This window comes from Mesobacillus sp., from assembly GCF_057785455.1.
This window is the reverse complement of the sequence record NZ_JBYNSB010000014.1, coordinates 1-18,775: the sequence shown is the minus strand read 5'-3', so window position 1 is coordinate 18,775 and position 18,775 is coordinate 1. Positions and strand designations below refer to the sequence as shown.

The window sequence follows — 18,775 nt, the reverse complement described above, 5'->3', positions numbered from 1 at the left end:
GCAATAGATGAATACATACATTTTTATAATCACGATAGATATCAAAAACGATTAAACGGCCTTAGCCCTATAGAATATAGAGCTAACGCCGCTTAAATCATTTTTATTATTTCGATTGTCTACTTGACGGGGTACAGTTCATATGCGCCTGCCCGTTTCATTTTAATAATGTAAAAATTTCACGCATACAGGGTCTGGCACTTGTACATCAGAGTTGATTAGTGCAAGTCTGCCAGACTCCTGATCACGAGAATAAAGAACGATATTGCTTGAGTTCTGGTTGGAGGCAATCAAGTATTTTTCAGTTGGGTCCAAAACAAAGTCTCTTGGCCAGTTGCCTTCTGTTGATGTGCGCTCTACCAATGAAAGCTCAAAGCTATCTGGATTTACTTCGAATACAGCAATACTATCGTGTCCGCGGTTGGCTGCATAGACAAATCTTCCATCTGATGAGATGTGGATCGCGCTTCCCTGGTTGTTTTCAGTGAAGTCATCTGGAAGCGTCGAGATTGCCTGCAGCTGCTGGAAGCTGCCATCTTCAGGATTATATTTCAACGTCAATACTTCAGAGCTGAACTCTGTCATCAAATAAGCGTACTTCCCATTTGGATGGAAGGTAAGGTGCCTTGGGCCGCTGCCAGGCTTGACCTTCAAAATGCTTTTTTCAACCAGCTTCCCATTGTCCAATGCGTACGTAATCAGCTGGTCAATCCCAAGATCAATGACAGCCACGTATTTTCCCTCAGGGGTAAAACCGGAATAGTGCGTATGTGCTTTTTCCTGTCTTTCGTCCGGTCCTGAACCTTCGTGGAAAATGCTTGAAAGCACAGCTTCTATTTCACCGCTTCCAGGATTTAAGCGATAGGAATCAGCAGAACCTTTATGGTAGTTTGCTGACAGGAGCAGGCTGTTATCGTTGTTCACGCTCACATGACAGGGAGATGCGCCTTCTGTTAACTGTCTGTTGATCAATGCAAGCTCGCCAGACTGACCAATTTTATAGCCAGCTACGCCGCCTGAATTTCCTTCCTTTGCAACAGCAAACAGATATTGATTATCCTCGCTGATTGTCAGATAAGTCGGGTTTTCCAGCTCGGCCGCCGCCCTGACATCTGTGATTTTTCCGCTGACAGCATCCAGGGTAAAAGAATAAATTCCCTTGCTGTCACCTTTAGTATATGTGCCAATATAGCCATTGAACTTTTCATGAGTTGCCATTCGAAAGCCTCCAGTATTGTTGTTTAAGCTTTATTTTGGTCTGATATTTATTCCCTATATAGTCTAGCAAAAATTCAGCTGCGAATAAAATGTTGTGGATGGTCGTGGCGCGAGCTGTTGATTTTCTTGCTGAAGGGTAAAAGAAGTTTTAATAGGTGATAAGAGCCATCCAGGCATAGCAAGCCAGCGGTAGATGGTCCTAATAAGAGCGATAAGAGCCGTCCGGTGAGAGCAAGCCAGAGGTAGATGGTCCTAATAAGCGTGATGAGAACCATTCGGGCATATAAAGACAGCCTTAGATGGTCCTAATAAGCGTGATAAGAGCCGTCCAGGCATAGCAAGCCAGAGATAGATGGTCCTAATAAGCGCGATAAGAGCCATTCGAGTATAACAAGACAGTGGAAGATGGTCCTAATAAGCGTGATGAGAACCATTCGGGCATATAAAGACAGCCTTAGATGGTCCTATTAAGCCCGATAAGAGCCATCCAGGCATAGCGGGCCTGCAGTATTTAATCCTAATGCTAGCAACAAAAAATCTTATCTGCCAGACGTTTATTTTTTCAATAAAACGGTATAGTTATGAATGGGCAGTTAATTTCTCAGGCAATTTCTAGACATTGAACGGTATAAGAGATATGCTCTTTTATAATAACTTTTTCAGTGATTAAGGAGGTATATGATGAGTATACAGAAACAGATTATCGAGGCATTGAATGTGCAGCCGGAGATTAATCCTCAGGAGGAAATCGAGAAGCGGATTGGCTTTTTGAAGGATTATTTGAAGGCTTCAAAGGCGAAAGGTTTTGTACTTGGGATCAGCGGAGGCCAGGATTCAACGCTTGCTGGAAAGCTTGCGCAAATCGCGGCTGAAGAGCTTCGCTCAGAGGGAGTCGACGCGAAGTTCGTTGCGGTCCGCCTGCCGTATAAGGTGCAAAAGGATGAAGAGGATGCGCAGCGTGCACTTGATTTCATCAAGCCTGACAAGACAGTCACCTTCAATATCCAGCCTGCGGTTGATACGTTCAATACCCAATTTGAAGAAGCGATCGGGGAACAGCTGACTGATTTTAACAAAGGAAATGTCAAGGCTCGTATGAGGATGATTACTCAATATGCGATTGCTGGCCAGGAAGGATTGCTGGTGATTGGAACGGATCATGCCGCGGAAGCTGTCACAGGCTTCTTCACTAAGTATGGAGATGGCGGGGCCGACTTGCTGCCTCTTACTGGATTGAACAAAAGGCAGGGGCGTGAGCTTCTTAAAGCACTGAATGCAGAGGCAAGATTGTACCTGAAGGAGCCTACAGCCGATCTTCTGGACAATAAGCCATTGCAGGCTGACGAAACCGAGCTTGGCGTGAGCTATGAAGCAATCGATGACTACCTGGAAGGAAAGCAGATTTCCGAACAGGATGCTGCCAAAATCGAAACACGATATATGGTATCTGAACATAAGAGGCATGTTCCGGCTTCAATGTTCGACTCCTGGTGGAAAAAATAATGAAAGAAGCCTGGCTCCACAGCCAGGCTTTCTTAATGAAACTATTCCATTTCTGTCATTGCGAAATTTCTTTGGTCTTCCTTTTCCGTGACTTTGTCGATTTTATCGGTGAACATTTGGAAGACTCGCTTCTTCTCTTCCAGTTCCTTGATATATTCCTTAAGGTCATTGAACTTTTGTTCAAACGGTTCATGGTACAGTTCGCGGATTTTTCGGTTCAGATCCGGATTCACCGTTGACTGCACGACCTGCTTGGTAATGTTGTGCTTATATGTATAGACCTTCAGTTCATTCTTTACTTCTTCATACTCTGCATCAATCTCGTTCAAAATTCCTTCGATTTCCGCTTTCCATTTATCCAGCGACATCTTAACATGCTGTTCCATAAGGATCCTCCTGCCATTCGCCTAAAAATCAAGCTTCTTCCCTCTATTTTACCAACCAAATTTTACATAGGTGTTGCGTCACTATTACATTGTGGAAACAATCGAATTTTAACTCCGTGTTCGTTCTTCCCTTGTAAATGTAAATTATTGCGCATTTGGAAATAGGTAAAAAGTTTCAATTTTGTAGACAATTGGCGAAATTTGTTGAAATGATGGTTCGATAGTTTTATATTTTAATTAGAACAGAAAAAGGCAAACTTATCGAAAGGTAGGGACGCAAAGCCACGAGTCTAAGGTGTTTTCGCTATGATCGTCGGGTTGCCAAAAAGGATCGGATGTTATTGAAGATGGGTAAATGGTGGGAGGAGTATGCCATTGCCGAAAATCCGCCATCTTTTTGGAGGATTTTTTTATTTCCTCCTGAATCGGAGACATTAAGTAGGGGAAATCTTATCATTTGTCGGCAGCTTAGCTGAATAGTCAGAATAATGATATAAATCTATGAAAAAATCAATTTTGACGTTTGCGCGGCTTGAGAGAGGTTAAATAATACTTAAGAATCTTGACAGGATAATAAAAATAATTCTTTTGGCAGATTTGTTCCATATAAACATCATGATTTTACATCAGGAAAACTAGTATAAATATAGAAAGGTGGAGGAAGGCTTGACTGTTTTGTTTGGAACTGTAGAGTATTTTGAACGGGAAATCGAGTTTCATTTAGCAGAGGTTGAAAAAAGAGAGAGGCTGCTTGAGGAGATCAATCAAATCCAGGTGAAGCTGGAGGAAGAGCTCCTTAATGATTTCATCTGCGATGAGAAGCTCAGGATGGAATGCCTGCAGAATCTTTCAAATGCCTGCAGTAAGTTAACGGAAGATTATGTGGTGTGAATATCCTATAAAAATATGAAAGCCTGTGGATCGGAACCACAGGCTTTTACTATTATTCTTTTACATTTTCAATGATGGTAGCAACACCCATGCCGCCGCCGATACAGAGGGTAGCCAGACCATATTGCTGGTCTCTCTTTTTCAGCTCATGGATCAAGGTAACGAGGATTCTTGCTCCGCTTGCTCCAATCGGATGGCCCAGTGCGATCGCTCCGCCGTTAACATTGACATTTTCTTCGTTCATGCCCAGCTCTTTCATCACGGACAGTGCCTGTGCCGCAAATGCTTCGTTTGCTTCTACCAAGTCAATGTCCGTGAGCTCCATTCCTGCTTTTTCAAGAGCCTTCTTGACTGCGTTCACAGGGCCAATTCCCATGATGGAAGGATCCACCCCTGCAGAACCATTAGCCCTGATAGTGACAAGCGGTGTCACCCCAAGCTCCTTTGCCTTCTTGCCGCTCATTACAACGACTGCTGCCGCGCCGTCATTGATGCCAGACGCGTTTGCTGCTGTTACTGTGCCATCCTTTTTAAAGGCTGGTCTCAGTTTGCCAACCTTTTCAAGTGTGCTGCCGAACTTTGGATGTTCGTCCTGATCAACGATGAGTGGATCACCCTTGCGCTGTCTTACCTCGACAGGAACGATTTCATCCTTGAAGCGACCGGAAGTAATCGCAGCTTCTGCTTTGTTCTGGCTTTTCACCGCGAAGGAATCCTGTTCATCACGCGAGATTTCGTATTTATCAGCCAGGTTTTCAGCTGTGATGCCCATATGGTAATCATTGAAGGCACAAACCAGGCCATCACCAAGCAATGTGTCTACTAATTTTTGGTCTCCCATTTTAAACCCTTCACGAGCTCCTTTTAAGACGAAAGGTGCCTGGCTCATGTTTTCCATTCCGCCAGCGACAACGATATCGGCTTCACCGGAAGCAATCGCCTGATAGGCAAGGTGGACCGCTTTTAAGCCTGATCCGCACAGCTTGTTGATGGTCATCGATGGGCAGGTTTCAGGAAGTCCAGCTCTCATTGCAGCCTGGCGAGCAGGATTCTGGCCAAGACCTGCCTGAAGCACATTGCCCATGATTACTTCATCGACTGCTTCTGCACTGACATTTGCTTTTTCGAGGGCGGCCTTGATCGCGGTTGCACCCAAATCGACTGCAGAAACGCCTGAAAATGCTCCGCCAAAGGCTCCGGTTGCTGTTCTGACAGCACTTGCAATTACAATTGTATTTTCCATTTTTCTTGCCCCTTTCGAACTTTAAAAGTAAAGGGGGAAAGCTCCCCCTGTTTCTTTAATCATAATTAATAAGGTAAAAATTGTCACTTAGTATTATACAAGACCTGTAAGCTTGTAGATTGCAATAATGAAGAAAACGGCCAGCGTTTTAATCACTGTGATTGTAAAGATGTCTTTATAGGATTGTTTGTGCGTAAGTCCTGTTACTGCAAGCAGGGTGATGACCGCTCCGTTGTGCGGAAGAGTATCCATTCCGCCCGATGCCATCGAGATGACGCGGTGCATGACCTCTGGCGAAATATTGAATTCTGTGATGGCCTTCATATAAGTATCAGCCATAGCGCTTAGCGCAATTCCCATCCCGCCTGATGCAGAGCCAGTTACCCCTGCAAGAGTTGTGGTTGTAACGGCACCATTGATCAATGGATCAGAGAATGCAGTTGAGATGCCTTTACTTACAATCGAAAACCCTGGAAGGGAAGAGATGACTCCTCCGAAACCATACTCAGCACCTGTGTTCATTGAAGCGAGAAGGGCGCCGCCGATTGCTGTATTGACCCCAACTTTAAAACCGCCGGTAACCTTTTTCCAATCGTACAGAAGAGTAGCGAAAATCCCAAGGATCAGTGCCAGTTCAACAGACCAGATCCCTACGACTCCAGCCATCTGGACTGTTCCGTAAGCTTCAAGACCAATTTTGGAAAAATCAAAACCGTTTGGGTACCATTTTGGCAAATTCACAGTAAAAAACTTATTAGCAACACCAACAAGGATTAAAGGTACGAAAGCCAATGCAGCTTTTAAAGTGCTTGATTGAGCTGTCATATCAATGTTGGCTGCACCCTCTTCGAGAAGGTCGGCCTCTGCAGCAGCAGCTGTTTCAGCATTGTCAAAGCCGTAAAAGCCTTCGCCGCGCTTCGCCGCTCTTTTTCTCATCGTCTCAAGGTACAGCATTCCTAAAGTGAAGACGAGAATAGCTCCGAGAATACCAAGGATTGGCGCTGCATAAATGTCCGTTCCAAAGAAGCCGGCAGGAATTACGTTCTGGATTTGCGGTGTTCCAGGCAGTGCATCCATCGTGAAGGTGAAGGCACCTAGCGCGATCGTACCAGGAATAAGCCTTTTTGGAATGTTCGCTTCTCTGAATAAGTTTTTAGCAAATGGATAAATGGCAAATACAACAACGAACAAGCTGACGCCGCTATACGTTAAAATCGCACCCATCAAGACGATGGCAAGGATGGCGCGGGTGCCGCCAACCAATTTGATGATTGTTTTTGCAATCGATTCAGCGATGCCCGACATTTCGACGACCTTGCCGAAGATTGCGCCCAGCAGGAATACCGGGAAGTAACTCTTGATGAATCCAACCATTTTCTCCATGAAGATATTGCTGAAGAAAGGAAGCACGTGGCTTGGATCTGTCAGCAGGACCGCAAGCAATGCAGCGATCGGCGCAAACAGGATAACCGAATAGCCTCTGTAAGCCGTGAACATCAGCAAGCCAAGTGCTAAAAGAATGATAAATAGCTCCATACGGGTAACCCCTCTCGAATGAAAAAATATAATTATTGATTAGACTGCCCTGTGAAAGCTTGCTGGCTTAGCATCTTCCTTCAGTCCCATTGGGCCATCCATGAAAATCCTTCTGTCCATAAGCTTCAAGTCCTTGGCAATCAGCGGCCTGAAATCCATCTGGGCGAGGATATCCCTTTCAAGGTTGACACCAGGTGCGATTTCAGTGAGCGTCAGTCCTTCCGGTAAAAGTTCAAACACAGCCCGTTCGGTAATATAAATGACCTTTTTCTTGTTTTCACGGGCTACATCGCCACTGAAGGTGATCTGTTCAACTGCCTCGATGAATTTCTTTGCTTTTCCTTCCTGGAGGACTTCAAGCACTCCATCCTCTGCCTTTACCCTTAAGCCACCGGCAGTGAAGGTGCCGCAGAAGGCGATTTGGCGGGCATTTTGGGTGATATTGATGAAGCCGCCGCAGCCGGCAATTTTCGGGCCGAACTTGGAAACATTGATATTGCCTTTCGCGTCACACTGAGCGAGGCCAAGGAATGCTGCATCAATGCCGCCGCCATCATAAAAATCGAACATATATGGCTGGTCAATGATCGCCTCGGGACCGACTGAGCATCCGAAATCCAGCCCGCTTGCTGGTGTACCGCCAATCGCACCAGGCTCAACAGTAGGAGTGAATTGATCATTCATCCCTTCCTCCTGAAGCACCTTGGCGATGATTTCCGGCACGCCGATTCCATAGTTCAATACTTCTATATCTTCGGAGAGCAGCATGGCGGCACGGCGCGCGATTACCTTGCGCTCATTCAGCGGGTAGGTTTTATCCGACTGCTTGTGCACAACATCGCCGCGGAAAAAGTCCTCATTCAGCTGGCTTCCAAACGTTTGCATATGATTTGCCGCGTTTTCTGCCACGACAACATAGTCTACAAAGATGCCGGGAATTGCGACCAGCTTCGGATCAATCGAACCGTTTTTAACAATCTTCTCAACCTGGACAATGACCTTGCCGCCGCTATTGCGCGCATTCATGGCAATGGACAGGATTTCAAGTGTAAGCGGTTCCTTCGCAAAGCTGATATTGCCGCTTTCATCTGCCTCAGACCCTTTTAAAATAGCAAAATCGATTTTTTGCGTTTTATATGCCAGATATGAGCTGCCGTCAAAGCTGATTTTTTCGACAATCTCATCCTTTGTCACTTCATTCAGCTTGCCGCCATCCAAATCAGGGTCAACAAATGTGCCAAGTCCAACATGGGTAATCGTCCTTGGTTTGCCTGCCGCACCGTCCCTGAACATTTGGGATATCACACCCTGAGGGAGGTTATAGGCCTCCAGTTTATTATTGACAACCAGCGGCTGGAATTTAGGGGCAAGGCCCATATGTCCGCCGATGATTCTTTTCACAAGACCTTCATGAGCGTAATGGTTCATGCCGCGTTCAGCTCCATCACCGATGCCTGCTGCATAAAATAATGTCAGGTTTTTTGGTGAGCTGCTTTCAAGGTAACGATTCTCTACTTCCAGATGGATCTCTTCGGCAACACCGGTACCGATAAATCCTCCAAGGCCTACAACGGAATTGTCGGTGATCAGTTGTGCTGCTTCTTTGGACGTTATGAATTTTACTGAAGACATTGTAAACACCTCTTTGTGAATTTTTCTATTTGGTGTGGTTTAAAGTCTTAATCCGCCAGTTACTTCAAGTACATGTCCATTCACATAGCTGGATTCGTCACTAGCCAGGAACAGGACTGCATTCGCGATTTCCTGGGGCTTGCCAAGACGGCCAAGCGGCGTTTTTTCCCTGATTGGCTGAAGCACCTTATCTGGTACAGTTGCCATCATTTCCGTTTCTACATAGCCAGGAGCAATTGCGTTCGATCGTACTGCGGCACCTTTGCGGGTGAACTCCTTCGCCCAAGTATAAGTCATGCCGATCACGCCAGCTTTCGTAGCGGCATAATTCGTTTGTCCAACATTTCCATATACACCGACGACTGATGAGATGCTGACAATCGAACCTTTGCCATTTTCCATCATGATTGGCGCTACAGCCTGAGTGAGGTTGAATACACCTTTAAGGTTTACATCAATCACGGCATCCCACATATCTTCAGTCATTTTTTGGATTAAAGCATCACGCGTGATACCGGCGTTGTTCACAAGAACATCGATTGCGCCGAATTCTTTTTTTACCTCATCGACAAATTTCGCAACCTGGTCACGATTCGTTACATTCAATTCTACTTGGCGCACATTTGGCAATTCGTATTCGCCCGAGCCCATATCCAGGGAAAAGACTAATTTGGCACCTTCTCGCGCAAACGTTTCCACAATTTGGCGTCCTATGCCCCTTGCTCCACCAGTAACAATAGCGATTTTGCCTTCCATTCTATTCATAATGTAAGCCTCCTACATGTGTTAAATTATCTACACTCTTAATGTAAGCGTTATCACAGATAATTGAAAATATATATAAATCATATTAATAATAACTTTTGGTTATAAGGTAAAAGAAAAGCGGTGTACTAATGTACTCCGCTTGTTGTGGCTATCTTATAGATTGCTTCACATACTCGATGAACTTTTTTGCCGCAAAGGACACATATCGGTTCTTCTTTAGAATAATAGCGATTCGCCATTTCATTTCGGGGTGGTCAATCGGGATTTGCTTAATGCTCTTGCTGTTGAATCTGGCAAGTATAGGTCTTGGCAGGATGGAGATGCCCTGATTCAGGCACACCAGCTCCGTCAGGAAATCCCACTGTGAGCTTTTAAAATAAATATTTGGTTCAAACCCAGCTTCCCTGCATGCCTTGACGACATGGTGATGAAGCAGGAACGTTTCATTTAAAAGAGCAAAGTATTCATCCTTTAAATCTTCAAAAACAACCTTATCACGCTGGGCGAGCGGATGGTCCTTGTGCACTATCAGGACCACCTCATCCTCTGTCACTGGGATATATTCAATCCTGTCGGAAAGCTCGGGCAAAATGACCAGGCCCAGGTCCACATAGCCTTTTTCAACCATTTCATAAACGGTAACGGCTCCATTTTCGATAATGGAAAGATTGATGCCAGGATAGTCCTGACGGAAGTTGGCGATCAGAGGGGGGAAATAGCTCGTGCTGATAACAGGCGGTATCCCTACACTGACATTGCCAGTTTTTAAGTTTTTAGTATCCTGGATTGACTCTGTTAAGGAATCCATCTCGGCTAGGATTCTTTGTCCCTCCTGGAAAAGCCTTTCACCAGCATCCGTCAGCGTCATTTTATGCTCAGAGCGGTCAAAAAGCTGGACACCAAGATCCTCCTCCAGCTTTTTGATCATTTTGCTCAAAGCTGGCTGGGAAAGATGGAGATTTTGAGCGGCCAAGGTAAAACTATTATCCTTTGCAACCTGAACGAAATAAGAAAGCTGTCGTGTATCCATTGTCATCCTCCGGAGAAATCGCCGTTTTTAAGATGGGATTATTGTAACACAACAATGATTTTACGCCATACACGGCAAGGCTGCAGCCACTTTTTTACTGGGAAAAGAGGCATGATCAGCTTCGGAAATTTTTAACATGGAAGAATTCATTCTCAACAAATGTGTTTGAACAGCATTAATAAAGGATATGTTTATCATAGGATTGCAAAAGGAGAATCGATATGGAGAAAAAGGAATATAACAAGCTTGTGAGAGACTATTTTCCAGAATTGATGAAGGAAAAGGGAAGAGAAATTGATGTGGAGATCCTCGATAACGCCCAGTATAGCGCAAAGCTAATGGAGAAATTCAACGAGGAAGCGGAAAAATTCCGCAATGCCGGTACAGATCGTTTGCTGAGCGAAATAGTCGATCTGCTGGAGGTCATCTACGCAATTGCCGAACATCGCGGAATCACCGAGTCAGAGGTAGAATTCATGCGCCAGCTAAAAAAGAACCGCAGCGGCGGCTTTCGAAAAAAGATTATGCTGAAATCGCTGGCTGATAAATAGGAAGCAAAAAAAGCCCCTTTGTCACTGGACAAAGGGGCTTTTTATCTATTAGACAGCTTTGTGGGCCGCTTCAGGTGTTTGTTTAAGAACACTCTTGCGGATGAACGGAACAACCCAGCGGTCTAAACCGTACTTGGCAGCATTGAAGCCAGAGAACAGGATGATGAAGCCGAAGAAGATATCAGTCGGGTTATGAGATACAGTTCCGGCAAGGAAGAAGCTGAAGTTCATCACAAGTCCGAAGAACATTGCTGCAGTTGTCAAGCATCCAAGAATAAGCCCAAGGCCGATCAGGAATTCCCCAAGCGGAACGATGAAGTTGAAAAGCTCAATATTTGGCAGTGCAAAGTTGTCAAGGAAAGATACATACCAGCCATAAACCATGTGTCCATCCGGACCTTTTACTGGGTTGGCTACAGCATTTTTCAAAAATCCAGTTGCATCGAAACCTTCACCAGTCAATTTTCCCCATCCAGCAGTCATCCAATTATAACCAAGCCATACACGTATTACAGTCAACAGGCCAGCAGCAACATTGTTTTCTCTTAACCATTTAGCGAACATCTAAATCGCTTCCCTTCGAAAATTTAATTAATATGATTACACTAATAAAATATCAAATTGATTTGGTTAAATCTGTTAATAAAGTGTGAAGACACAGATACGCCATAATGTTTTGAACAACTTATGACAGAGGATTTCCTTTTTTGTAATTTTATACCTAAAGGGGTATTTGTGTGATTAGTGACTTATCGCTTGCAGCATAGGATGGAAGAATTTAGAATATAGATATTATGACTTAAGCTGGAAGGAGAATGAAAATGAGTGAACTATTATTTAAGCAATTCGAGCTTACGAGGGGATTTTTCCTTAAGCATCTTCAGGACGTTACTCCTGAACAGGCGAGTGTACAGCCTGAAGGCTTCAACAATACAATTCATTGGCACGTCGGGCATGTGCTGACTGTGACTGAGCAATTTATGCTGGGCTTCCCGCAAAAATCAAACCATCTTCCGGCAAACTACATAGAGCTGTTTGGCAATGGAACAAGGCCTGCAGACTGGACTGGTGATGTACCGTCCGTGGAAGTGCTTGCTGGGCAATTGCGCGAGCAGCTTGGAAGAATAAAAGAAGTGCCGGCCGAGCTGCTTGATCGAAAGCTGCCAAAGCCATTCCTTGGATTGGAAACCGTCGGCGAGCTGGCGAATATGGCGCTGTTCCATGAATCATATCATCTAGGACAAATCCATGCGATGAAAAAATTAGTGCAAAAATAACGAAATACAGCAGCGTCCCTTTTTTGGGGAGGCTGCTTTTTTATATAAGGAAGCGGCGTAGGATATAAGACCATAATTTAAAAATGTGGGGAAATGTGTAACTTTTGAATTTTTGATTCGTAGGAATATTAACAAGAACTATAAACTTTTTGACCCTGTTCCTTGTCTCAAAAAGCCAAAAGGAGAATTAGCGCTAAAGAGGGTGAAAAAATGAGCCGGAATAAAGAGTCTAATCCATTGAAAAGATGGGTGATTATTTTTGTTTCTGCTATTGCCGCTGGGGCTTTGGCCATTATCATTGATGTCACCTGGATCAAGAAGTTCCTGTATGTCATCATGTTGTTGATTGGGTTTGTGGCTGCGGGTTCTGTATATGAAATGTATGATGATTATTTAGATAGATTAGGTAAAGGGAAGAAACGCAGGTAGTTTTACTATGCCGTTAAACTAAAAAAATTATCTTATATTCAAATTTATCATAAGTTTTTACAGTGCCATTGAACTCAGGAGGAGAACCATGCAAAAAGACTGTCCATATTGCAATATATTCGCAGATGAGGAGCAGCAAGTTGTTTTTGAAAATGAGTCGTGTTATTTCATTCAAAAAGAATCGGAGCAAAGGGTACTGCAGGGCAGCGGCTTGATTATTCCTAAGCGCCATAAAAGTGATGTATTTGAGCTATCGGAAAAGGAGTGGACTGATACAAGAGATTTGCTTCAGCGCGCCAAAAAGCTGCTGGATCAACAATATTCACCAGACGGGTACAGTGTTGGCTGGAATACTGGAGAAGCAGGAGGGCAATCGATTTTCCATGCCCATCTCCATGTGATCCCCAGATTCAAAGATGAGCCTTATGCAGGCAGGGGAATCAGGTATTGGATCAAGCAAAAGGAGAATATACGCAAACAGTAAATAGTAAACTACTAAGAAAGCAATGAATTAACTAACAGAATTTTCCCAATAAAATTGAATCGAAAATCCCGGGCCTCATGTCCCGGGATTTTTTGGTTATTCGCAGTGTTAGGACTAAGGTGGTATAGACATCTATACTGTTGCTTAGATAGTCTAAGGATAAGTAATTTGAAAGCCCTTTCATAGTTTTTAATTTTACCAGGAGCATACGCTCGGAAAAGGAGGAAACATGAGGAAAAAACCACTAACCATTGCTTTGGCTGCAGTACTCGGTACAGGTGTAATGATTCCGGTGTCATTTGCAGAGGGATACCCGGGTCCACGGTCGACAATCGAACAAAGGGAGGGGAAAACTGCTGCAGAAAAAGCGCATCCGGTTTTCGCGTGGGACAAGCCTGGTCCCTTGTCACCTGTTCTGCATAAAGGTTCTGTAAGAGGAGCGGGAATGCTGCAGCAGCCTCTTGATGAAATCGACGGCCATATGGAAACAATGATTGCAGACGGTGTTATGCCAGGAGCAGTAGCTTTCGTTGCCCGCCGCGGACACATCGTCAAGCAGGAAGCGTACGGATACGCCTACAAATATGAAGATGATCAATACACTGAATCCAGCAATCCAATCAAGATGCAAGAGGATACAATTTTTGACCTTGCCTCCATCAGTAAAATTTTCACAACAACAGCAGCAATGATTCTTTACGATCAAGGGAAATTCGAATTGGATGATAAAGTTTCCAAATACATTCCTGAATTCGCCGAGAACGGCAAGGAAGAAGTAACGATCAGACAGCTTTTGACTCATACTTCAGGGTTTACCGCGTGGGTGCCGCTGTATACGCAAGGGAACAGCCGTGAAGACCGGATCGACATTGCTTTGAAATATCCATTGAGCAACAAACCGGGCAGCACTTATACATACAGCGACCTCAACATGATCACGCTCGGTGTTCTGATTGAACGTCTGTCAGGCCAAAGACAGGACGAATTTGTAAAGGAGCATATTACTGGACCTCTTGGCATGAAGGATACGATGTACAATCCTCCTGCTTCTTTGAAAAATCGCATTGCTGCCACTGAATATCAGCCATGGACGAACAGGGGAGTAGTTTGGGGAGAAGTGCACGATGAAAATGCCTGGTCACTGGATGGTGTGGCAGGACATGCAGGCGTTTTCTCCACTGCTGAGGATCTCGCGAAGCTTGCCCATATGTACTTGAATGACGGCCGCTATGGTAGCGTGCAAATGCTGAAATCTGAAACTGTCAATAAGATTCTGGAGAACCAGATTCCGCAATTCCCTGGCGATGACCATGGATTAGGCTGGGAACTGGCCCAGGGATGGTTCATGGATGCATTGTCAGAAGGAACGACGATGGGACATACAGGATACACAGGAACTTCCATCGTAGCGAATAAGAACAATGGCACGATTGCCATCCTGCTGACAAACAGAGTCCACCTAAGCAGAAATACCGTTTCTACGAACGTGGCGAGAAGGCAGCTGGCAAGGCAGGTTGCCGATGCGATTCCTGTTGAAATTCCTGATGGATCAGCATGGTTCTCCGGCTATGGAGATAAGATGGAGCGCTCTTTAACAGCAGAAGTGGAGCTGGACAAGGCTGCTAAACTATCATTCCAGACCTGGCACCGAATCGAAGCGCAAGCAGATTATGGCTATCTTGAACTTTCGGAGGATGGCGAAAACTGGACGCGGGCTGCTGTTTTTACAGGAAGCAGTGTTGACTGGAACGAATTTGAAGCGGAGATCCCAGAATCAACGAAGTTCATCAGATTCAGATATAAGACCGATAGCTATACGAATGGCCGGGGCTGGTATGTGGACAATATCAATCTAGCAACCTCTGACGGAGAACAGGTGAAAGCTGATTTCAAAGGAGAAGGCTGGGCACAGAGAAGTTATTAAATCAGTAATTTTCTATGATTTGGATAAAATATGAAAATGGAGGAGATAGGAATGAAGAGAATGAGTAAATTATTGCTCTGCTCACTGGTTTTCGTGCTGGCTTTTTCGCAAATGCTGATCGGCAGTTCTGCTAAAAAGGCTAACGCACAAGAAACCAATCAGGTTGAGGACCTTGTGATTCTGCAGAACGTTCCTGAATCAGAAGCAGAGAGCAAGGACGGATCGCTCCAGCTGAAGGCGCTTCATGTTTATAGTGAAGGACATTTCATGCTCGCTTCTGAAAATCTTGTTTGGAAATCGGCCAATAAAAATGTCGCAGAAGTAGACGAGGATGGGCTGGTACAGTTTACCGGCCAGTATGGAAGAGCCTTCATTACAGTAACAGATGGTGTCCATAAGGACCGCATCTCGCTTGATTATAAAGTCAAATCCTCCTCCAAGGCAGAAGGAGAAAAAGGGAAGCCTGGATCAACCGTATCGGTTGTAAAAGAGGAAGGCGAGAGATATGACGTAATCAGCAATGCAATCAGCAAAATGACCATTGAAGAAAAAGTTGGCCAGATGCTGATGCCTGACTTCAGGACTTGGAAGGGCCAGAATGTAACTGAGATGCTGCCTGAAATTCAGCAGCTTGTTAAAAAATATCATCTTGGCGGCGTCATCCTATTCCGTGAAAACGTGGTGACAACGGAGCAGACTGCACGCCTTGTTTCAGACTATCAAGATGCATCCGAAAAGTTCGGCCTGCTTCTGACGATTGACCAGGAAGGCGGAATCGTAACAAGACTTCAATCCGGTACCGATATGCCTGGAAATATGGCCTTAGGTGCTACACGTTCCACTGATATTTCCTATAACGTCGGCAACGCGATCGGCGAGGAGCTTGCATCGCTTGGGATCAATATGAACTTTGCACCAGTCATGGATGTAAACAACAATCCGGACAACCCGGTCATTGGCGTCCGTTCATTTGGTGAGGACCCTCAGCTTGTTGCTGATCTGGGAGTGGCTTATACAAAAGGCCTTCAGGACGCTGGTGTAGCCGCGACAGCAAAGCATTTCCCGGGACATGGGGACACTGCAGTAGATTCACACCTTGGATTGCCTGAGGTTCCGCATGATAAGGAGCGCTTGAAGGAAGTCGAGCTTTATCCGTTCCAAAAAGCAATGGAGGCTGGCATCGACGCCATCATGACAGCGCATGTCACCTTCCCTAAAATCGACGGCACAAAGGCGATTTCACAGAAAACAGGAGAAGAAATTGCTGTTCCTGCAACACTATCCTACAAGGTTCTGACTGAATTGATGCGGGAAGAAATGGGCTATCAAGGTGTCATTACAACAGATGCGATGAACATGAAGGCCATCGCTGACCACTTCGGAACAGTAGACGCGGCCATCCGTGCAGTTAAAGCAGGAACCGATATCGTCCTGATGCCAGTCGGGCTGGAAGAAGTCGCAACAGGCTTATTGGCTTCTGTGAAAAATGGAGAAATCACTGAAGAACGTATAGAAGCATCTGTAAAAAGACTTCTCACCCTAAAGGTTAAGCGCGGGGTCATCAAAGAAGAAAATCCATTATCAGTCGAAGACAAAATTGCCAATGCCCTTGAGGTAGTCGGTTCACCAAAGCATAAAGAAATTGAAAAAGAAGCAGCAGAAAAATCAATTACATTAGTTAAAAATGATGGAGCACTGCCTTTGAATTTGAATAGTGCCGATCAAGTCGTGGTAGTGGGCAGCACATATATTGGTGACTTAGGAAATGCAATTAAAAAGCGTCATGCAAACACTTCTGTCATCTCGGCCAGTTCTTATGCACTGACAGCAGCTCAGCTTGAACAAATCAAGAACGCCAGCGCAGTGGTAGTAGGAAGCTACACATACAGTGTTGCTGGACGTGCGCCAGCAAGTGCACAAATGAAGATGGTCAACCAAATCATCGGTTTGACCGATGCACCAGTAATCGGTGTTGGCATCCGTAATCCGTACGACATCATGGCGTTCCCAGAAATTGATGCATATCTGACTCAGTATGGCTTCAGGCCGGCAAGCTTCGAGGCAGTCGCTGGTGCAATAACAGGGGAATTCGCTCCAACAGGAAAGCTGCCGATCACGATTCCTGATTTTAATGGCGGCGTGCTATATGAATTCGGTCATGGGTTGAGTTATTAAAGAGGAAATGGTGATCCTGTAAATCACATACGCTCCTTTTGATCGTGCGGGTGAGTTACCAGTGAATTTCCATGTTGCGGGATTTCGACAAGAATTTGAAGAATCGGCGGAGTTTTTGCGGAATCCCGTGTGATTTTGCGGAATTTCCACAAAAAAGTTGCGGAATCAAGAAACTTTTTCGAGGGATCCCCCACCCTTTTTTTTTAAAGAGCTCCAAAAAAGGCAGTAATTCTGTAAGAAAGTCTAGTAATCTCAAAAAAATACCTGAAACAGGAGTGAGTTGGATGAAAAAATGGCTAGTGACAGTCCTTACGACCTTGCTGATTCTATCTTCGCTGACAGCAGCGTTTGCAAACCATGATAGCGGCCAGGGCAAAAGCCAGGAGCTAAAGAAATTTCAGGTTGGTGCCGAAGCATTGCTGAGCGAGCATAAGGATTTAATTAAAGGGAAGCGTGTTGGTTTGATTACGAACCCTACCGGTGTGGACAAGAACCTGAACAGTATCGTGGACCTGCTTTTCAATGATCCTGATGTTGAACTGACTGCATTATATGGTCCAGAGCACGGAGTACGCGGCAGCGCTCAGGCTGGAGCATATGTCGAATACTATATCGATGAAAAAACGAACCTGCCAGTTTACAGCCTTTATGGTAAAACGAAAAAGCCAACTCCTGAAATGCTGGAAAATGTAGATGTGCTGCTGTTTGATATCCAGGATGTCGGCACACGATTCTACACGTACATTTATACAATGGCTTATGCAATGGAAGCAGCTAAAGAAAACAACATTCCATTCATCGTCCTTGACCGCCCTAATCCGCTTGGCGGCCATAAGGTAGAGGGGCCAGTCCTTGAGACAGAATTCAAATCGTTTGTAGGAAACTATGAAATCCCGCTTCGCCACGGTATGACCGTCGGTGAGCTGGCGATGCTTTTCAACAAGGAGTTCAATATTGGAGCCGATTTGACTGTTGTAAAAATGAACCGCTGGAAGCGCACGATGTTCTATGACGAGACACCGCTTGAATTCGTACCGCCTTCACCAAACATGCCTACGCTGGATACCGCACTGGTTTACCCAGGTGCTGCTTTGATTGAAGGAACGAATGTATCAGAAGGGCGTGGCACAACAAAACCATTTGAATTGATTGGTGCACCGTTCATCAATTCCGATGACCTTGCAGCTGAATTGAATTCTTTGGAACTGCCAGGCGTGAAATTCCGTGCAGCATCATTCATTCCAACTTTTTCAAAGCATGCTGGAGTGCTTTCACATGGAATCCAGATTCACATTACAGACCGAGACACGTTCAAGCCAGTTGAGACAGGGCTTCATATTGTAAAAACAATCCATGATATGTATCCTGCGGACTTCCAATTCCGTGCAGAAGATAGCAAAGGAATTTCCTTCTTTGATCTATTAACAGGGAACGGCTGGATCCGCGATGCAATCGAATCTGGCAAATCTGTAGATGAAATCAAAGCTCAGTGGGAAGGCGACTTGGAGCAATTCAAGCAGGTAAGGGAACAATACCTTCTTTACTAAGCAAAATAAAAAATGGCCGCTGCGCAGATGCAGCGGCCATTTCAGACTGTAGACAAACTCGATGGAAATCGAGCTTGTCTACAGTTTTTTTGGTTTGTGCTGGAATGGGGCTGTTGATTTCCGTTCCAGGCGCTTCGCTTTCCGCGGGGCCGGCGCTGAGCCTCCTCGTCGCCGCTGGCGC

At 45.0% G+C, this 18,775-nt stretch carries 19 protein-coding genes and 1 riboswitch; of the genes, 10 read left to right on the top strand and 9 right to left on the bottom strand.

What is annotated here, in order from left to right; all coding sequences use genetic code 11:
* Positions 1 to 96: IS3 family transposase (locus AC3EBE_RS05590; protein ID WP_488594034.1), on the top strand; the 96-nt coding region annotated here is incomplete at its 5' end.
* A 66-nt stretch (positions 97 to 162) separates the two neighbouring features.
* Here the strand turns inward: AC3EBE_RS05590 and AC3EBE_RS05585 are convergent.
* Positions 163 to 1,218, bottom strand: a complete 1,056-nt coding sequence (locus AC3EBE_RS05585) for a lactonase family protein (protein WP_488594032.1) — start codon at positions 1,216 to 1,218, stop codon at positions 163 to 165.
* Between the two features lie 681 nt (positions 1,219 to 1,899).
* On the opposite strand from AC3EBE_RS05585, the gene nadE reads away from it, so the two are divergent.
* Positions 1,900 to 2,721, top strand: coding sequence for an NAD(+) synthase (gene nadE, locus AC3EBE_RS05580; protein WP_488594033.1), 822 nt, complete (start codon positions 1,900 to 1,902; stop codon positions 2,719 to 2,721).
* 41 nt (positions 2,722 to 2,762) lie between these two features.
* Here nadE and AC3EBE_RS05575 read toward each other — a convergent pair whose 3' ends face one another.
* Positions 2,763 to 3,107, bottom strand: coding sequence for a hypothetical protein (locus AC3EBE_RS05575; RefSeq protein ID WP_488594031.1), 345 nt, complete (start codon positions 3,105 to 3,107; stop codon positions 2,763 to 2,765).
* 241 nt (positions 3,108 to 3,348) lie between these two features.
* A riboswitch (cyclic di-GMP riboswitch) is annotated at positions 3,349 to 3,433 on the top strand.
* A gap of 340 nt (positions 3,434 to 3,773) precedes the next feature.
* Between AC3EBE_RS05575 and AC3EBE_RS05570 the strand changes: the two genes are divergently transcribed.
* Complete coding sequence (locus AC3EBE_RS05570; protein WP_488594030.1) at positions 3,774 to 3,998, top strand: hypothetical protein; 225 nt, start codon at positions 3,774 to 3,776, stop codon at positions 3,996 to 3,998.
* A 52-nt stretch (positions 3,999 to 4,050) separates the two neighbouring features.
* Here AC3EBE_RS05570 and AC3EBE_RS05565 read toward each other — a convergent pair whose 3' ends face one another.
* The 5 genes from AC3EBE_RS05565 to AC3EBE_RS05545 all read right to left on the bottom strand — a co-directional run bounded on the left by AC3EBE_RS05565 (position 4,051) and on the right by AC3EBE_RS05545 (position 10,207).
* Positions 4,051 to 5,241, bottom strand: coding sequence for an acetyl-CoA C-acetyltransferase (locus AC3EBE_RS05565; RefSeq protein ID WP_488594029.1), 1,191 nt, complete (start codon positions 5,239 to 5,241; stop codon positions 4,051 to 4,053).
* 93 nt (positions 5,242 to 5,334) lie between these two features.
* Entirely contained in the window at positions 5,335 to 6,777 is a 1,443-nt protein-coding gene (locus AC3EBE_RS05560) for a GntP family permease (RefSeq protein ID WP_488594028.1), read from the bottom strand.
* Positions 6,778 to 6,816: 39 nt separating this feature from the next.
* Positions 6,817 to 8,409 carry an acyl CoA:acetate/3-ketoacid CoA transferase gene (locus tag AC3EBE_RS05555; protein WP_488594027.1) on the bottom strand — a complete coding sequence of 531 codons (1,593 nt, stop codon included), beginning with the start codon at positions 8,407 to 8,409 and terminating at the stop codon, positions 6,817 to 6,819.
* Positions 8,410 to 8,448: 39 nt separating this feature from the next.
* Positions 8,449 to 9,174, bottom strand: a complete 726-nt coding sequence (locus AC3EBE_RS05550; protein ID WP_488594026.1) for a beta-ketoacyl-ACP reductase — start codon at positions 9,172 to 9,174, stop codon at positions 8,449 to 8,451.
* Positions 9,175 to 9,325: 151 nt separating this feature from the next.
* On the bottom strand, positions 9,326 to 10,207 hold the full coding sequence (locus AC3EBE_RS05545) for a LysR family transcriptional regulator (RefSeq protein ID WP_488594025.1): 882 nt from the start codon (positions 10,205 to 10,207) through the stop codon (positions 9,326 to 9,328).
* A 221-nt stretch (positions 10,208 to 10,428) separates the two neighbouring features.
* Between AC3EBE_RS05545 and AC3EBE_RS05540 the strand changes: the two genes are divergently transcribed.
* Positions 10,429 to 10,758 carry a phosphoribosyl-ATP pyrophosphohydrolase gene (locus AC3EBE_RS05540; RefSeq protein WP_488594024.1) on the top strand — a complete coding sequence of 110 codons (330 nt, stop codon included), beginning with the start codon at positions 10,429 to 10,431 and terminating at the stop codon, positions 10,756 to 10,758.
* A gap of 48 nt (positions 10,759 to 10,806) precedes the next feature.
* Here the strand turns inward: AC3EBE_RS05540 and AC3EBE_RS05535 are convergent, their stop codons facing one another.
* Entirely contained in the window at positions 10,807 to 11,322 is a 516-nt protein-coding gene (locus AC3EBE_RS05535; protein WP_488594023.1) for a DoxX family membrane protein, read from the bottom strand.
* Positions 11,323 to 11,579: 257 nt separating this feature from the next.
* Here AC3EBE_RS05535 and AC3EBE_RS05530 point away from each other — a divergent pair, with 257 nt between their 5' ends.
* From AC3EBE_RS05530 to AC3EBE_RS05505, 6 genes are all read left to right on the top strand, one after another.
* Complete coding sequence (locus tag AC3EBE_RS05530) at positions 11,580 to 12,035, top strand: DinB family protein (protein ID WP_488594022.1); 456 nt, start codon at positions 11,580 to 11,582, stop codon at positions 12,033 to 12,035.
* 210 nt (positions 12,036 to 12,245) lie between these two features.
* Positions 12,246 to 12,464 (top strand): hypothetical protein, encoded by a 219-nt coding sequence (locus tag AC3EBE_RS05525; RefSeq protein ID WP_488594021.1) that lies wholly within the window; start codon positions 12,246 to 12,248, stop codon positions 12,462 to 12,464.
* 88 nt (positions 12,465 to 12,552) lie between these two features.
* Complete coding sequence (locus AC3EBE_RS05520; protein WP_488594020.1) at positions 12,553 to 12,948, top strand: HIT family protein; 396 nt, start codon at positions 12,553 to 12,555, stop codon at positions 12,946 to 12,948.
* A gap of 229 nt (positions 12,949 to 13,177) precedes the next feature.
* On the top strand, positions 13,178 to 14,872 hold the full coding sequence (locus tag AC3EBE_RS05515) for a serine hydrolase domain-containing protein (protein WP_488594019.1): 1,695 nt from the start codon (positions 13,178 to 13,180) through the stop codon (positions 14,870 to 14,872).
* A 51-nt stretch (positions 14,873 to 14,923) separates the two neighbouring features.
* Positions 14,924 to 17,047, top strand: coding sequence for a glycoside hydrolase family 3 protein (locus AC3EBE_RS05510; RefSeq protein WP_488594018.1), 2,124 nt, complete (start codon positions 14,924 to 14,926; stop codon positions 17,045 to 17,047).
* A 284-nt stretch (positions 17,048 to 17,331) separates the two neighbouring features.
* Positions 17,332 to 18,594: an exo-beta-N-acetylmuramidase NamZ family protein gene (locus AC3EBE_RS05505; protein WP_488594017.1), complete on the top strand. Its 1,263-nt coding sequence runs from the start codon at positions 17,332 to 17,334 to the stop codon at positions 18,592 to 18,594.
* Here the strand turns inward: AC3EBE_RS05505 and AC3EBE_RS05500 are convergent.
* A partial coding sequence (locus AC3EBE_RS05500; RefSeq protein ID WP_488594016.1) for a hypothetical protein occupies positions 18,560 to 18,775 on the bottom strand: 216 nt, incomplete at its 5' end. The genes AC3EBE_RS05505 and AC3EBE_RS05500 overlap by 35 nt on opposite strands.

Excerpts from the sequence above, each read along its gene's own strand:
- AC3EBE_RS05585 (WP_488594032.1), bottom strand. The coding sequence starts at position 1,218 with ATGGCAACTCATGAAAAGTTCAATGGCTATATTGGCACATATACTAAA.
- nadE (WP_488594033.1), top strand. The coding sequence starts at position 1,900 with ATGAGTATACAGAAACAGATTATCGAGGCATTGAATGTGCAGCCGGAG.
- AC3EBE_RS05575 (WP_488594031.1), bottom strand. The coding sequence starts at position 3,107 with ATGGAACAGCATGTTAAGATGTCGCTGGATAAATGGAAAGCGGAAATC.
- AC3EBE_RS05565 (WP_488594029.1), bottom strand. The coding sequence starts at position 5,241 with ATGGAAAATACAATTGTAATTGCAAGTGCTGTCAGAACAGCAACCGGA.
- AC3EBE_RS05560 (WP_488594028.1), bottom strand. The coding sequence starts at position 6,777 with ATGGAGCTATTTATCATTCTTTTAGCACTTGGCTTGCTGATGTTCACG.
- AC3EBE_RS05555 (WP_488594027.1), bottom strand. The coding sequence starts at position 8,409 with ATGTCTTCAGTAAAATTCATAACGTCCAAAGAAGCAGCACAACTGATC.
- AC3EBE_RS05550 (WP_488594026.1), bottom strand. The coding sequence starts at position 9,174 with ATGAATAGAATGGAAGGCAAAATCGCTATTGTTACTGGTGGAGCAAGG.
- AC3EBE_RS05545 (WP_488594025.1), bottom strand. The coding sequence starts at position 10,207 with ATGGATACACGACAGCTTTCTTATTTCGTTCAGGTTGCAAAGGATAAT.
- AC3EBE_RS05540 (WP_488594024.1), top strand. The coding sequence starts at position 10,429 with ATGGAGAAAAAGGAATATAACAAGCTTGTGAGAGACTATTTTCCAGAA.
- AC3EBE_RS05535 (WP_488594023.1), bottom strand. The coding sequence starts at position 11,322 with ATGTTCGCTAAATGGTTAAGAGAAAACAATGTTGCTGCTGGCCTGTTG.
- AC3EBE_RS05530 (WP_488594022.1), top strand. The coding sequence starts at position 11,580 with ATGAGTGAACTATTATTTAAGCAATTCGAGCTTACGAGGGGATTTTTC.
- AC3EBE_RS05525 (WP_488594021.1), top strand. The coding sequence starts at position 12,246 with ATGAGCCGGAATAAAGAGTCTAATCCATTGAAAAGATGGGTGATTATT.
- AC3EBE_RS05520 (WP_488594020.1), top strand. The coding sequence starts at position 12,553 with ATGCAAAAAGACTGTCCATATTGCAATATATTCGCAGATGAGGAGCAG.
- AC3EBE_RS05515 (WP_488594019.1), top strand. The coding sequence starts at position 13,178 with ATGAGGAAAAAACCACTAACCATTGCTTTGGCTGCAGTACTCGGTACA.
- AC3EBE_RS05510 (WP_488594018.1), top strand. The coding sequence starts at position 14,924 with ATGAAGAGAATGAGTAAATTATTGCTCTGCTCACTGGTTTTCGTGCTG.
- AC3EBE_RS05505 (WP_488594017.1), top strand. The coding sequence starts at position 17,332 with ATGAAAAAATGGCTAGTGACAGTCCTTACGACCTTGCTGATTCTATCT.